Source organism: Pseudarthrobacter sp. WHRI 8279, assembly GCF_040224115.2.
GTDB lineage: Bacteria > Actinomycetota > Actinomycetes > Actinomycetales > Micrococcaceae > Arthrobacter.
In genome coordinates, this window is record NZ_CP168162.1 from 1,180,939 (window position 1) to 1,194,598 (window position 13,660).

Genomic DNA, 13,660 nt, shown 5'->3' on the forward strand with positions numbered 1-13,660 from the left:
CGCGGCAGCTAAGAAGAAGGAGCTCTGCACGCACCTTTTGAGAGTAACACGGGTGCGTAAGATGAAAGGGCACTACCGTCAGTAAAGTCCACCATGCAGACGCCGCGCGCTGTGTTTCCTGCCGCCGCTCTCCATAAGAAGGAGTTTCAGTGCCCATTTCGGGGATCGACCTGTCCACCATTGATCACACGGTCCGGCCGCAGGATGACCTTTACCAGCACGTTAACGGCGCATGGTTGAAAGCCACCGAAATTCCCGATGACCGGCCGCTCGAGGGCACGTTCACCGCCCTCCGGGACGGTTCGGAGATCGCTGTCCGCGACATTATCGAAGAAGCGGCAGCAAAGGGCGGGGCCGCCAACGGGATCGAACGGAAAATCGGGGACCTCTACAACAGCTTCATGGACGAGGCCGCCGTAGAAGCGAAGGGCCTTGAGCCGATCCGCCAGCGCCTTGCCGAGGTCTTCGCCACCAACACTGTGGAAGAACTTGTGGCGCTTGCAGGGCGGTTGTTCCGTGCCGATGTCGGCGGTCTCTTCTACATCTACCCAGCGCCGGATGCGGGTAACCCCGACCGGATCCTCCTGTACACCGGGCAGGGTGGCCTTGGGCTTCCCGATGAGTCCTACTACCGGGAAGAAAAGTTCGCTCCGATGGTTACCGCCTATGCCGCGCACGTGAAGACGATGCTCGGCCTGGCCGGCGTTGTTGATGCCGGCGCAGCCGCCGGGCGCGTGGTGGCACTGGAGACCAAGCTCGCGTCCCACCATTGGGACAACGTCACCCTTCGGAATCCGCAAAAGACGTACAACCTGAAGACGGCGGACGAGGCCTCAACACTGTTCCCGCTCCTGTCCACCTGGTTTGAGGCCGCCGGCATCGATGCCGGCAAGCGGCAGGAGATCGTCATGAGCACGCCTCCGTTTTTTGAAGGCGCCGCTGCCCTCCTCGGGTCCGAGCCGCTGGCCCACTGGCAGGAATGGCTGGCGATGCGGGTGGTCAGCGCGGCGGCGCCGTACCTTTCCTCGAATGTCGTGGACGCCAACTTCGCCTTCTACGGCACCACCATCAGCGGCACGCCCCGCAACAAGGACCGCTGGAAGCGCGGGGTGGGCGTCGTCGAGGCCGCTTTGGGAGAGGCCGTGGGGCAGATCTACGTGGCCCGGCATTTCCCCGAGACCCACAAAGCCAGGATGCAGGCACTCGTTGCCAACCTCACTGAGGCATACCGCCAGAGCATCAGTGCCGTCGGCTGGATGGGTGACGCCACGAAGGCCGAGGCCCTGCGGAAGCTGGAGGGCTTCCGGGCCAAGATCGGCTACCCGGACCAGTGGATCGACTACTCCGCCGTCGAGATCGATCCCACCGACCTTTTGGGCAACGTTGAGCGGGCACACAATGCCGACGTCGACAGGCACCTTGACGAGGTAGGCAAGCCGGTGGACCGCAACAAGTGGCTGATGACACCGCAGACGGTCAACGCTTACTACCACCCCATGATGAACGAGATTGTGTTCCCTGCCGCGATCCTGCAGCCGCCGTTCTTCACAGCGGATGCCGATGACGCCGTGAACTACGGCGGAATCGGCGCGGTCATCGGGCACGAGATCGGCCATGGGTTTGATGACCAGGGCTCCCAGTTCGACGGCGGCGGCGCCCTCCGGAACTGGTGGACGGAAGAGGACCGGGAGGCGTTCGAAAAGCTGACCTCGAAGCTGGTGGCACAGTACGATGCCCTTTCCCCCTACGCAGCCCCCGGGCATACCGTCAACGGACGCCTCACCCTCGGTGAGAACATTGGCGACCTGGCTGGCTTGGCGATCGCCTACAAGGCGTACCGGATCAGCCTCGACGGGAAGGAACCGGACGTGCTGGACGGCCTCACCGGGGAACAGCGCTTCTTCGCGTCCTGGGCGGCCGGCTGGCGCCAGGTCATCCGGCCCGAGGAAGCCGTCCGCCGGCTCGCAACGGACCCGCACTCCCCCAACGAGTTCCGCACCAACGCCATCGCGAAAAACCTGGATGCCTTCCACGAGGCCTTTGAGGTCACCGAACAGGACGGCATGTGGATGCCGCCGGAGGAACGCGTCAGCATCTGGTAGCACGACGTAAAGCGGGGCCCACCGAATTGAACCGGTGGGCCCCGCTTTATGTCGTTTACCAACGCTCTCCTGGCGCTGTTTCCGCTCCGTGCCGGGCGGCTAATCCTGGACGATGAGCGCAGGATTGGCCTGCTGGCAGGACGCATCCTTCGCCGTCTGGTTGACGATGTCCTCCGGAAGCGCGGCAGGAGCCCCGTACGTCACTCCCGTGGTGAAGTCGGTGCCCAGGTACACCTGGACGCCCGCGACATTGGGGGCCGGCAGCATCTGCGCGGCAGGGATTCCCAGCACCGCGGCGACGTCCGCAGCCACGTCCGCGAAGTCCGTGCCGTAATAGACCACCGACTGCTCCACAGCTGTGGCCTCGAACTGGCCGGCCTGGGTGAAGCCGCCCGAGACCAGGGCCTGCACGATTTCCTGGGCGCGTCCGGGGACGCCGCTTCCGTTGGCCACGGTGACCGGCTGCAGGGATTTGTCGTAGGGCGGCAGCTGGGGTGCGGTCTCGGTGGGGGTGGCTGTGGGGGGTGCAGGCGATTCAGTGGGCGGCTGTGTAGGTGCCGTGGGATCAGTCAGATCCACGTCCTGCCGGAGGGCGGCAAACAGTTGGGAACCATCGGGCTCGGCAATCTGCAGCCTGTTGGGGTCAGCCAGCGCCGGAGCGGTGGGCACGGCCACGAAGGCCACCTTGCTGATGTCGATGTCCTTGAGCCGGTTGCCGATGGTGAGCAGGCTGGGGACCGAGGCCAGCCCTTCGTCCACGGTCAGGTTCTGGGTCACGACGTCGGCGATCTTGAGCATCCGGCCCGGATCGGACAACGTCCCGTCGTCCTTGATTTTGCGGGTCAGGGAGGACAGGAAGCCCTGCTGGGCTTTGATCCGGCCCAAATCGCCGCCGTCGGCAAATGCATGGCGCGTCCGCAGGAACGCGAGGGCCATCTCACCCTGGACTGCCGAGGTGCCCGCAGGCAGCCGAAGGCGGGAATCAGGATCGTAAACAGCGTCACTGATGCAAACCTCAACACCGCCAACAGCGTTGGACAATTCCTTGACGGCGGTGAAGTCTGCCATCATGAAGTGGTCCACTTCCAGGCCGGTGAGCTGGTTGACTGTGTCCACGGCGCAACCGATGCCGGCTTCAGCCATGGCCTCGTTGATCATCACGCCGCTGCGGGCGGGATAGACCTGGTTAGTTTCTTCATCCTTGCATTCCGGAATGTCCACCAGCAGGTCCCGGGGGAAACTGATGACGCTGACGCGCTTGTTGTCCTCGGAGATGTCCATCATCATCATGACGTCCGACTTGCCATAGCCCTTGGAATCGTCCGCTGTGCCGTACTCGGCGTTTTCGCCGTCGCGGGTGTCCGAGCCAAGGATCAGGATCTGCATCCGCCCGGTGGCGTCGCTCACCTGCTCGTTGTTGCCGCCGCCGGCGTTCAGCGGAGCCCTGGAGATGTTGTTCTGAAGGCGCAGGAACCAGAAACCGGCGAAGGCGATCCCGCCAATCATGGCCACGGAGACCACGGCGGTGACGACCTTCAGCCACACCGGCATGCCGTGAAGGGACCCAAGGTGGCGGGCGGCTCCGAGGGTGCCCTCCTCCGCATGCCGTGACGCGGGTCCCCCGGTTGACACTTCAGCTCCGTCGTCGCGCTTATCGCGGCCTAGCCCCACGTGGTGAACCTTCCTCTAAATTCGAAATCCGGCCCATTTTAGTGGTCCAGGCTGGGAAATTGCCGGGCGGCCCAACGGCCGCGCCTCATGAAGGGCTCAGAAACCCAGCTTCACCAGCTGTTTCGGGTCCCGCTGCCAGTCCTTCGCCACCTTCACATGGAGGTCCAAGTAAATGCGGGTACCCAGGAGGGCCTCGATGCCTTTACGCGCATTGGTGCCGACTTGACGCAGCCGGCTGCCGCCCTTGCCGATGATGATCGCTTTTTGGGAGGGGCGCTCCACGTAGAGGTTGACCCGGACGTCGAGCATCGGGCTGTCCTCCGGCCGGTCCTCGCGGGGAACGATTTCCTCCACCACCACAGCGAGGGAGTGCGGAAGCTCGTCACGGACGCCTTCGAGTGCCGCTTCCCGGATGAGTTCCGCCACCATTACGGCTTCGGGCTCGTCGGTGAGTTCACCGTCCGGGTAGAGCGGCGGCGACGGCGGCATGTGGCTGATGAGGACGTCAGCGACGGTGTCCACCTGGAAGCCGTCGGTAGCCGAGACGGGAACAATGTCCTTCCAGCCTTCCTCCCCGAGCACTTCCCGGCCCAGGGCGGCCACGGCCAGGAGCTGTTCCGTCAGGGCCTGGCGGTCTACAGTGTCGGCCTTGGTGACAATGGCGATGACGGGTATGCGGCCCACTGCGGCCAGCTGGGCGGCAATGAACTTGTCCCCCGGGCCGATCTTTTCATTGGCCGGGAGGCAGAACCCGATCGCATCCACTTCCGCCAGCGTGTCCGCAACGAGGTCGTTCAGGCGTTTGCCCAGGAGCGTGCGGGGGCGGTGGAGCCCTGGCGTGTCCACAAGGATCAGCTGCGCGTCCTCGCGGTGGACAATGCCGCGGATGGTGTGCCGGGTGGTCTGGGGCTTGGCGGACGTGATGGCCACCTTCTTGCCCACCAGCGCGTTGGTCAGGGTGGACTTGCCCGCATTGGGCCGGCCCACCAGGACCGAGAACCCTGCGCGGAAACCGCCGAAATCGTCGGGGCTTTCGGCCTTATTTTTCTTGCTCACGTGGAACTCCCTGCTGGGTTGCTTCCGCCTCTTGGAAGAGGTCCTCAAGGTCAGTGTCTTCTTTTGCCACCCGCGCCGCAATGATGTGGCTGACTCGGTTCCGGCGGCCTTCGAGCCTGTCGGCCCGCAGGGACACGCCCTGCACTTCCACCGTGCTTCCCACGATGGGTACACGGCCCAGCGCTTTAGCGAGCAGGCCGCCTACGGTGTCCACTTCGTCATCGTCCAGTTCAATGTCGAAGAGCTCACCCAGGTCATCGATGCCCATGCGGGCGCTGACCCGGTAGGAACCGTCACCAAGCTCCACGGCTTCGGCGCTTTCGGTGTCGTACTCGTCCACGATTTCCCCCACGATTTCCTCGATGAGGTCTTCCAGGGTGACCAGTCCGGCAGTTCCGCCGTATTCGTCGATCACGATGGCCACGTGCGTGGACTCCTTCTGCAACTCGCGGAGCAGGTCGCTGACCGGCTTCGATTCGGGAACGTACCGCACCTCCCGGGCAAGCGACTCCACCAGCGGCGGTTCCTCGTGGGGCGCGAGTTCGTGGATGACGGCGGCAACATCCTTCAAATAGATGATGCCCAGAATCTGGTCCGTGCTTTCGCCAATGACCGGAATCCTGGAGTAGCCGGAGCGGAGGAACAGGGACATCGCCTCGCGCAGGCTGGAGCCCGCCTCAATGGTGAGGATGTCCGTTCGTGGCACCATGACAGCGCGGACCAGCGTGTCACCGAAGTCGAAGACGGACTGGATCATTTCCGCCTCGGTGTCCTCGATCATGTCGGACTCACTGGCGCGTTCCACGAGTTCGCGGAATTCCTGCTCGCTGAAGAACGCCTCGTCTCCGCCGGGCGCCCCGGGCGCGGCCGTGCTGCCGAGCGTGACCAGCCAGCCGGGGATTGGCCCCAAAACCCAGGTCAGGAAGCGGATCATGGGGGCGGTGGAGCGCACAACGGCCGCTGAGTGGAGCCTGCCGAGCTGGCGCGGGGAAACACCCACGATCACGAAACCCAGCAGCGCCATGATGCCGGTAGCGGCAAGGCCTGCCAGCCAGACGTTGTCCAGCAGGCTGTAAAGCAGGACGGCGACCGCAACGGCGGACGCCATCTCAAACCAGATGCGCCAGAACCGCAGTGCCCGGATGTGGGCCACCGGGCGGGAGAGGATCTGCCGCAGGGCGGTCCCGCGGCTCTTCAGCAGGGCTTCTTCCGCGTCGTGGCGCGGAATGAAGTTGAAGGCGGCCTCGGCCGCGGTCAATACAGCCGCAACAGCCAGGAAAGCCAGGGCCATTGCGACAAGGAGCAAAGGCGTCACTGGGTGGTCTCGGCGGGCGCTTCTTTGCCGGTGAAGCCGGACAGCAGCTCACGCTGGAGCCCGAACATCTCGGCCTTCTCCTCGGGTTCTGCATGGTCGTATCCGAGGAGGTGGAGGATTCCGTGCGTGGTCAGCAGGAGCATCTCGTCCTGCAGGGTGTGGCCCGCGTTCTTGGCCTGCACCCGGGCAACCTGGGGGCAAATGGCAATGTCGCCGAGCATGCCCTGGGGGGTGGGCCGGTCCGGTGTTCCGGGGGTCAGTTCATCCATGGGAACGGACAGGACATCCGTGGAACCGGGCTCATCCATCAGCTCGATGTGAAGCTTTTCCATTGCGGGTTCGTCCACCAGCAGGACGGAAAGTTCGGCCTGCGGGTGGATATACAGCTGCTCAAAAATGTACCGGGACAACGCCACGATTTCCGCTTCGTCCACCTGGACGCCGGATTCATTGTTGACCTCGATGCTCACGCGTGTTCCCCCCGTTTGGCGGCGCCGGCCGAGTGCTTCACCCGGCTGCGCTGGGTTTCATCCCAGATGCTGTAGGCGTTGACGATATCGCCTACGAGCCTGTGCCGGACGACGTCTGCCGCGTCCAGGACCGAGAAGCTGACGCCTTCGATGCCCTGGAGGATTTCCTCGACGATGCGGAGTCCGGATCGGGTGCCGAAAGGCAGGTCCACCTGGGTGACGTCGCCGGTGACCACCATCTTTGACCCGAAGCCGAGCCTGGTAAGGAACATCTTCATTTGCTCCGGCGTGGTGTTCTGCGCCTCGTCAAGGATGATGAAGGCGTCGTTGAGCGTCCGCCCGCGCATGTAGGCCAGGGGCGCCACTTCGATGGTGCCGGCCGCCATCAGGCGGGGAATGGATTCAGGATCCATCATGTCGTGCAGGGCATCGTAGAGCGGGCGCAGATAGGGATCGATCTTGTCGCTGAGGGTTCCGGGAAGGAAACCCAGCCGCTCCCCCGCCTCTACAGCGGGACGGGTCAGGATAATGCGGCTGACCTCTTTCTGCTGCAGTGCCTGGACGGCCTTTGCCATCGCGAGGTAGGTCTTGCCGGTTCCTGCCGGACCGATGCCGAAGATGACCGTGTTGGTGTCGATGGCATCAACATAGGTTTTCTGGTTCAGCGTCTTCGGGCGGATGGTTTTTCCGCGGCTGGACAGGATGTCGTGGGTCAGCACGTCCACGGGGTTCTGCAGGGACTGGGTGCGGAGCAGCGCGACAAGCTGTTGCAGCACCGCCGGGCTGATGACCGTGCCGCGGGCCACGAGGCCGCGGACCTCGTGGAGGAGGCGCATGATGCGGGGCACGTCGCTGGCGGGCCCGGTGATGGAGAGCTCGTTGCCGCGGACATGGAAGTTGACGTCCGGGAACTGTTCCTCGATGTACCGCAGGGCCTCATCGTGGCTGCCAAGGGACTGGACCATCTGGTCGGAGTTGTCGAAAAGGACTACCTCGGTACGGCTGCCGGGGAGGGTATGGGGAAATTCCCCCGCAGCGCCTTCTCCCGTGTTGAGCCGGCGCTTGCCATTCGCTGATTCAGTCATAGTGATGGCCCGCAGGCCCGTGATCCCCTCAAAGTCCGGAACAATTCCCGCTGCCGGCGGCCGGACGTTGTACTTGGACGATGTACCGGTTGCGCCTTGACCAGCGATCCTTCCATCTTACGCCAGGACCGCATCAACGACTGAAAAGGGAATGGCCGGCGGCTTCCGGCAACATGGCAGGGCCGTTGGTTCCGCCATTAGGTATCAACTTCATATCGGCCTCATATCGTTCCCGTTGCAGTTCCTCCCCGCGGCCCGATTCCGGCCCTTCAGCTCCAGGCCCTGTGCCATGCTGGAAATCCAGCCACTGCTGGATCTGCCGCTTGGGGAGCGGCCCGTCATTCATTGAAAGGACAGGCAACAAACGTGCCGGAATCTGCTGCGCCCCGCAGGGCAGGACGACCTGGCGGCACTGTGCGCCCTGGCGTCCTGGCAGTGGTTCTGATGGTGGCTCCGCTCCTGGCGGGCTGCCTGGCCGAGCCGAGTCCCTCACCCACCAGCGCGCTGGGCTCCGTCCCCGCCGCGACCGGGACCGCGCCTTCCACGAGCGCGCCGCTGGAGACGACGCAGTCGTCCAACAAAGCGCCCGTCTACTGGATTGGCCGGAGCAATAGCAGCGTCTTCCTTTACCGTGAATTCCGGGATGTGCCCGAAAATGAGAACCCGGTGACGCGGGCCTTGCGGGCGATGATGTCGGACAAGCCCCTTGACCCGGATTTCTTTACCCCGTGGCAGAGCCCGGGCCAGCTGGCCACGTCCATCTCGGGAAAGGACGTCATCACCGTGGATGTCTCCGAGGACGCTTTCAACAGCAACCTCGACGCCGACATGGCCGGCCGCGCTGTCCAGCAGCTGGTGTACACGGCCACCGCCGCTGCGGCGAGTTCAGGGCTTATCGATTCCGGGCAGCAGATCCGGGTGCGGATCCTGGTGGATGGGCACACCGATTACGTCGCTTTCGGCCACATCCAGCTGGGTGAGCTGATGACCAGGGCCAGCGGCATGGTGGCCCCTGTCTGGATCATTGATCCGCAGGAAAACTCAGAAGTGGCCGCCGGGAGTGTCAAGATCACCGGCCGCAGCACGCTTTCCGGGGGGAAGCTCCGCTGGCAGATCCTGCGGGCGGAAGAGGACGGCACTAAGGTGCCGTTCCTGACCGGGGAGACGACGGCGGCAGCGGAGCCGGGCCAGGCCGGCCTGTTTTCGCTTGCCCTCACGCTGCCGGCCGGCGACTACGAACTGAAGGTGGCCCAGGCCGGCGCCGGCGATCAGCCGGACCAGAATGAAGACTCCCGGGCCTTTAAGGTCCGGTAGCTGCCCAGCCGGATAAAAACCGGCAGGTTTAGGGCAGGGGTGCGGTCCAACGGCCTAAGACGTCGCTGGCAAGGACAACGGCGGCCGGCCCGGCGGTTGATGAGCGCAGGACATGGTGCCCCAGCAGGGCGGTGAGGGCGCCCTTGCCGCAGAGCCTTGTTACTTCCCTGGGGCTGATGCCGCCTTCCGGCCCGACGATCAGCAGCACTTCGCACGGTTCCGTTCCATCCCGGCCCTGCCAGGTTTCCAGTACGGTGCGCAGGGGGCGCACGGCGTCTTCATGGAGGATAATGGCCAGCCCTGCGGCCTCTACGAGTCCGGCCAGCGCGGCAGTGTCAACGGCGGGCCGCACCTCGGGGACCCACGCCCGGCGTGCCTGCTTGGCTGCCGCCGCCACAACGGACTGCCACTTTGCGTGGGCCTTAGCTGCCCGGTCGCCCTTCCACCGCACGATGGACCGTTCGGACTGCCAGGGTATGACGGCGTCGATTCCGAGTTCGGTGGCCGTTTCGATGGCGAGTTCATCCCTGTCGCCCTTGGCCAGGGCCTGCACCAGCACCAGCCTTATGGCCGGCCGCTCCTCCACAGCAAGGGAGGTGCACTCCACCTCGAGGGCGGCGGGCGACGCCGTAAGCACCCGTCCGCTCATCCGCGTCCCCGCGCCGTCAACAATGTCGACGGGCTCGCCCGGGGCGAGCCGCTTGACCGTGACGGCGTGCCGCGCCTCGGTCCCGTCGAGGACAAAGGCCCGCCCCGCCGTCATGTGGTCCAGGGACCCGGGCGGGGTGAAGAAGACAGGGTTGCTCACCGCTACAGGTTACCGAGCCGGTCCCGGAGCTTGGCGAACATGCCGCCGCTGGCTGCAAGCTTGCCCTCGGTGATCTGCTCACCGCGCATTTTGGCCAACTGCCGCATGAGCTCTTCCTGCGCGGCATCAAGCTTGGCGGGTGTTTCAACCTGCAGGTGAACCTTGAGGTCGCCGCGGCCGTAACCGCGCAGGTGGGTCACGCCAAGTCCGCGAAGGGTAATGATTTCGCCGGACTGGGTGCCGGGCTTGACGTCGATTTCCTGTGGCCCGTCGAACGTTTCCAGGCTTACTTCGGTGCCCAGGGCGGCGGCCGTCATGGGGATGTGGAGGGTGGCGTGGAGATCGTCGTTGTCGCGGACGTAGGTGGCGTCGTTGTTGACGCGGATCTCAACGTACAGGTCACCGGAAGGTCCGCCGGCCGGGCCTGCCTCCCCCTGGCCGGAAAGCTGGATGCGCGTTCCGGTGGCTACGCCGGCGGGAACCTTGATGGTCAGCGAACGGCGGCTGCGGATGCGCCCCTGGCCGCTGCATTCGTTGCACGGGTCCTTGATGACGGTGCCGAAGCCTTCACAGGTTCCGCATGGGGCCGCGGTCATGACCTGTCCCAGGATGGAACGGACGGCGCGCTGGACCTGGCCGCTGCCGCCACAGATGTCGCAGCGTTCCGGATGGCTGCCGGGCTGGCAGCAGGAACCCTCACAGGTTGGGCACGTGACCGCAGTGTCCACTTCGAGCTTCTTATTGACACCGAAGACAGCGTCGCGCAGTTCGATCCGCACGCTGATGAGGGCATCCTGCCCGCGCCGCACGCGGGAAGCCGGGCCGGTGGAACCGCCGGCGCCAAAGAAGGTGTCGAAAATGTCCTGGAACGCGAACCCCTGGCCGGCGTAGCTGCCTCCGCCGAAGCCGTTGTCCGTGCCGTTTTCGTTGCCTGTGGTGTCGTACACCCGGCGTTTCTGCGGGTCGGACAGGACTTCATAGGCATGCGTTACAGCCTTGAAGCGGTCCGACGCATCCTCACCCGGGTTGACGTCCGGGTGCAGGGTGCGTGCCAGCTTGCGGTAGGCCTTCTTGATCTCTTCTCCCGTGGCCTCCGGTGAGACTCCAAGGACGTCGTAGTGGCTGCTCAAAGTTCGTATCTCTTCCTTGTTGTACTGCCTGCAGTTGGACTGCTGGAAATGCTGTGGGTGTCCAGTGGCCCGGGATGGACCTCAGGGGCCCAGGATCCGGGAAAGGTAGCGGGCAACTGCCCTGACGGCGGCCATGGTGGTGGGATAGTCCATGCGTGTTGGCCCGAGCACGCCGATTTTCGCTGCGCTGTCCGGGCCGTAGCCTGTGGCTACAACCGATGCCTCGGCCAGCCCGTCGTAGGGATTCTCGCGGCCAATGCTGACAGCCACCCCGCGGTGGTCCTGCGCCATCTCGCTCAACAGGCGGAGCATAACAACCTGCTCCTCAAGTGCTTCCAGCACTGGGCCGATGCTGAGCGGGAAGTCCACGTTGGACCTTGCCAGGTTGGCTGTGCCCGCCATGACCATGCGTTCCTCGCGGCTGCTCTGTGCCAGCGCCTCCAGGCCGATAGCGAGGGCCTGGGCCGCCTGCCGCTGCCCCGGGGCGGCCATGGCCACCACCGCTGGCAGGGACTGGGACAGATGGCTCAGTGGTGTTCCGGCAAGCGAGCCAAGGAACCGGGACCGAAGAGCCGCCAGGGCTTCGTCCCCCAGGTCCTGTCCGACGTCGATAACACGTTGCTCCACCTTGCCGCTGTTGGCGATCAACACCACCAGCACCTTCCGCGGGGCCAGGAGGACGAATTCGATATGCCGGACCAGTGCCCTGCTCAGGTGCGGGTACTGGACCACTGCAACCTGGTTGGTGAGCTGCGACAGCAGCCGGACGGTCCGGTCCAGGACGTCGTCCAGGTCATCCGATCCTTCCAGCAGGGACTGGATGGCGCGGCGCTCCGCTTGGGACAGCGGCTTGACGGCGGAGATCTGGTCGACGAACAGCCTGTAACCCTTGTCCGTGGGGATCCGGCCGGCGCTGGTGTGCGGAGCCGTGATCAGGCCCTCTTCCTCCAGGGCCGCCATGTCATTCCTGATGGTTGCGCTGGACACACCGAGATGGTGGCGCTCCACCAGGGCTTTGGACCCCACGGGCTCGCGGGAGTGGACGTAGTCCTCCACGATGGCACGGAGTACTTCAAGTTTGCGTGGCTCGCTCACACTCCACCTCCATCCAGGGTTCGGGGCGGCCGCGCCGCCCGCGCTGTGCCGCTCATCGTTTAGCACTCGACATGCCCAAGTGCTAACAGTTTATTATGCCTCTCCCCGTTGCTAGCATTGGTACCGCTCCGGGCGAAATTCCGGACCTGTGATCGAGCGCTAGGCGGAGTGAATCATGCAGTACCAGAACTGGGGTCCCCAGGACATGTCCGCTCCGTCAAAGGCTGAACTGCCTGAAGTTCCTATTGAACGGGGAATGGTGCTGGAGGACGTCCAGTCCGGCTGGGTGGGCGCCGTGACACGCGTGGAGAAATCCGGGGGCATGCATGTGGTGGCTCTGGAAGACAGCCGCGGCAAATCAAGGTCTTTCCGCCTGGGCTTCGGCTTCCTCCTCGAAGGCCAGGCCATTAAGCTTCTTCCCCCGGCGCCGCGGCAGGCACCCGCCGCCACCGGCAGGACAGCATCAGGTTCAGTCCGGGTGGCCGGCCAGCGCGCGCAGGTGGCCAAGGCCAGCCGGATCTGGGTGGAGGGAAAGCACGACGCCGAACTGGTGGAGAAGGTCTGGGGAGACGACCTTCGGGTGGAAGGCATCGTCGTCGAACCCCTCCACGGCATCGACGACCTTGCCGCGGCAGTGGCAGACTTCAGGCCCGGTCCGGGCCGGCGCCTGGGCGTCCTGGTGGACCACCTGGTGCCGGACTCCAAGGAGTCCCGCATTGCGGACGCCGTGATGGCCTCACCGGGGGCTGCCGGGAACGTGCTGATCGTGGGCCACCCCTACGTGGACGTCTGGCAGGCGATCCGGCCTGCCGTGCTGGGCATCGAAAAATGGCCGGTGGTGCCGCGCGGGCAGGACTGGAAGACCGGGATCCTTGCCGCGTTCGGCTGGCCCCACGCCACCAAGGAGGATATTGGGCTTGGGTGGCAGAAGTTGCTGGGTGCTGTCCGCACCTACGCGGACCTGGAAGCCTCCCTGCTGGGGAGGGTGGAGGAAGTCATTGACTTCCTGACGGTTCCCTGACCGGACCGCCGCGCCGCCGTGCGCGGAGCCCCGGACCAGCATCCGCGCCTCCAGCCAGTATTCTTGGTACTGCGGATCTGCGTCATTTGCAGTCCGTCTCAACTGATATGCATTCTTAGCCAGCACCATTGCACTTTTAGAAGGAACAGACTGTGGCAGAAAACGCACGCGATCACAGGGACACCCAGGGCGGCCAGGGCCGTTCGGAATACCATGGCGTTCCGGCGAATGCGCTGCCCCTGACAGCCAGCGAAGACCGGCAGTGGGCCACCATGGCGCACTTTGGCGGAATCCTTGGCTGCGTTCCTGCTCTTCTGATCTACCTCATTTTCCGGGACAGGGGCCCTTTCACGGCGCAGGAGTCCAAGGAAGCGCTGAACTTCAGCCTGCCTCCCACCATCGCCGCCGTGGTGGCGAACATCCTGGTGTTCGTTCCGGTGATCGGCAACATCTTCGCCGTGATTGCCACCCTCATCTGGATTGCCCTGACCTGTTTCTCCGTGGCGGCCGGCATCCATGTGAACAAAGGCCAGCCGCACCGTTACCAGTACAACCTGCGCTGGATTAAGTAGTCCCCTCCGGCTCCCAGCACT

The 13,660-nt window shown here is 64.7% G+C and carries 12 protein-coding genes; 4 read left to right on the plus strand and 8 right to left on the minus strand.

All coding sequences use genetic code 11. From position 1 onward, the window contains the following. The first annotated feature begins 149 nt into the window (after positions 1-149). Positions 150-2,102: a M13-type metalloendopeptidase gene (locus ABRP28_RS05280; RefSeq protein ID WP_350003227.1), complete on the plus strand. Its 1,953-nt coding sequence runs from the start codon at positions 150-152 to the stop codon at positions 2,100-2,102. A gap of 99 nt (positions 2,103-2,201) precedes the next feature. Here ABRP28_RS05280 and ABRP28_RS05285 read toward each other — a convergent pair whose 3' ends face one another. From ABRP28_RS05285 to ABRP28_RS05305, 5 genes are all read right to left on the minus strand, one after another. After that, complete coding sequence (locus ABRP28_RS05285; RefSeq protein ID WP_350003403.1) at positions 2,202-3,653, minus strand: LCP family protein; 1,452 nt, start codon at positions 3,651-3,653, stop codon at positions 2,202-2,204. A 216-nt stretch (positions 3,654-3,869) separates the two neighbouring features. Beyond that, complete coding sequence (gene era, locus ABRP28_RS05290; RefSeq protein WP_350003225.1) at positions 3,870-4,829, minus strand: GTPase Era; 960 nt, start codon at positions 4,827-4,829, stop codon at positions 3,870-3,872. Next, a complete protein-coding gene (locus tag ABRP28_RS05295; RefSeq protein ID WP_350003224.1) occupies positions 4,813-6,144 on the minus strand; it encodes a hemolysin family protein in 1,332 nt (443 codons plus the stop codon). Before ABRP28_RS05295 ends, era begins: the two co-directional genes overlap by 17 nt. After that, positions 6,141-6,614 carry an rRNA maturation RNase YbeY gene (gene ybeY / locus ABRP28_RS05300; RefSeq protein ID WP_231454280.1) on the minus strand — a complete coding sequence of 158 codons (474 nt, stop codon included), beginning with the start codon at positions 6,612-6,614 and terminating at the stop codon, positions 6,141-6,143. Before ybeY ends, ABRP28_RS05295 begins: the two co-directional genes overlap by 4 nt. Beyond that, positions 6,611-7,699: a PhoH family protein gene (locus tag ABRP28_RS05305; RefSeq protein WP_231454279.1), complete on the minus strand. Its 1,089-nt coding sequence runs from the start codon at positions 7,697-7,699 to the stop codon at positions 6,611-6,613. Before ABRP28_RS05305 ends, ybeY begins: the two co-directional genes overlap by 4 nt. A gap of 366 nt (positions 7,700-8,065) precedes the next feature. Here ABRP28_RS05305 and ABRP28_RS05310 point away from each other — a divergent pair, with 366 nt between their 5' ends. Next, positions 8,066-9,013 (plus strand): GerMN domain-containing protein, encoded by a 948-nt coding sequence (locus ABRP28_RS05310; protein WP_350003221.1) that lies wholly within the window; start codon positions 8,066-8,068, stop codon positions 9,011-9,013. A 28-nt stretch (positions 9,014-9,041) separates the two neighbouring features. Here ABRP28_RS05310 and ABRP28_RS05315 read toward each other — a convergent pair whose 3' ends face one another. The 3 genes from ABRP28_RS05315 to hrcA all read right to left on the minus strand — a co-directional run bounded on the left by ABRP28_RS05315 (position 9,042) and on the right by hrcA (position 12,046). After that, positions 9,042-9,821 carry a 16S rRNA (uracil(1498)-N(3))-methyltransferase gene (locus tag ABRP28_RS05315; protein WP_350003219.1) on the minus strand — a complete coding sequence of 260 codons (780 nt, stop codon included), beginning with the start codon at positions 9,819-9,821 and terminating at the stop codon, positions 9,042-9,044. Between the two features lie 2 nt (positions 9,822-9,823). After that, positions 9,824-10,951 carry a molecular chaperone DnaJ gene (gene dnaJ / locus ABRP28_RS05320; RefSeq protein ID WP_350003216.1) on the minus strand — a complete coding sequence of 376 codons (1,128 nt, stop codon included), beginning with the start codon at positions 10,949-10,951 and terminating at the stop codon, positions 9,824-9,826. 81 nt (positions 10,952-11,032) lie between these two features. Beyond that, positions 11,033-12,046 (minus strand): heat-inducible transcriptional repressor HrcA, encoded by a 1,014-nt coding sequence (gene hrcA, locus ABRP28_RS05325; protein WP_350003215.1) that lies wholly within the window; start codon positions 12,044-12,046, stop codon positions 11,033-11,035. A 175-nt stretch (positions 12,047-12,221) separates the two neighbouring features. Between hrcA and ABRP28_RS05330 the strand changes: the two genes are divergently transcribed. Together ABRP28_RS05330 and ABRP28_RS05335 are read left to right on the plus strand one after the other, a co-directional pair. Next, positions 12,222-13,067 (plus strand): DUF3097 domain-containing protein, encoded by an 846-nt coding sequence (locus ABRP28_RS05330; RefSeq protein ID WP_350003214.1) that lies wholly within the window; start codon positions 12,222-12,224, stop codon positions 13,065-13,067. A 152-nt stretch (positions 13,068-13,219) separates the two neighbouring features. Then, positions 13,220-13,639: a DUF4870 domain-containing protein gene (locus ABRP28_RS05335; RefSeq protein ID WP_350003213.1), complete on the plus strand. Its 420-nt coding sequence runs from the start codon at positions 13,220-13,222 to the stop codon at positions 13,637-13,639. The last annotated feature ends 21 nt before the right edge of the window (positions 13,640-13,660 follow it).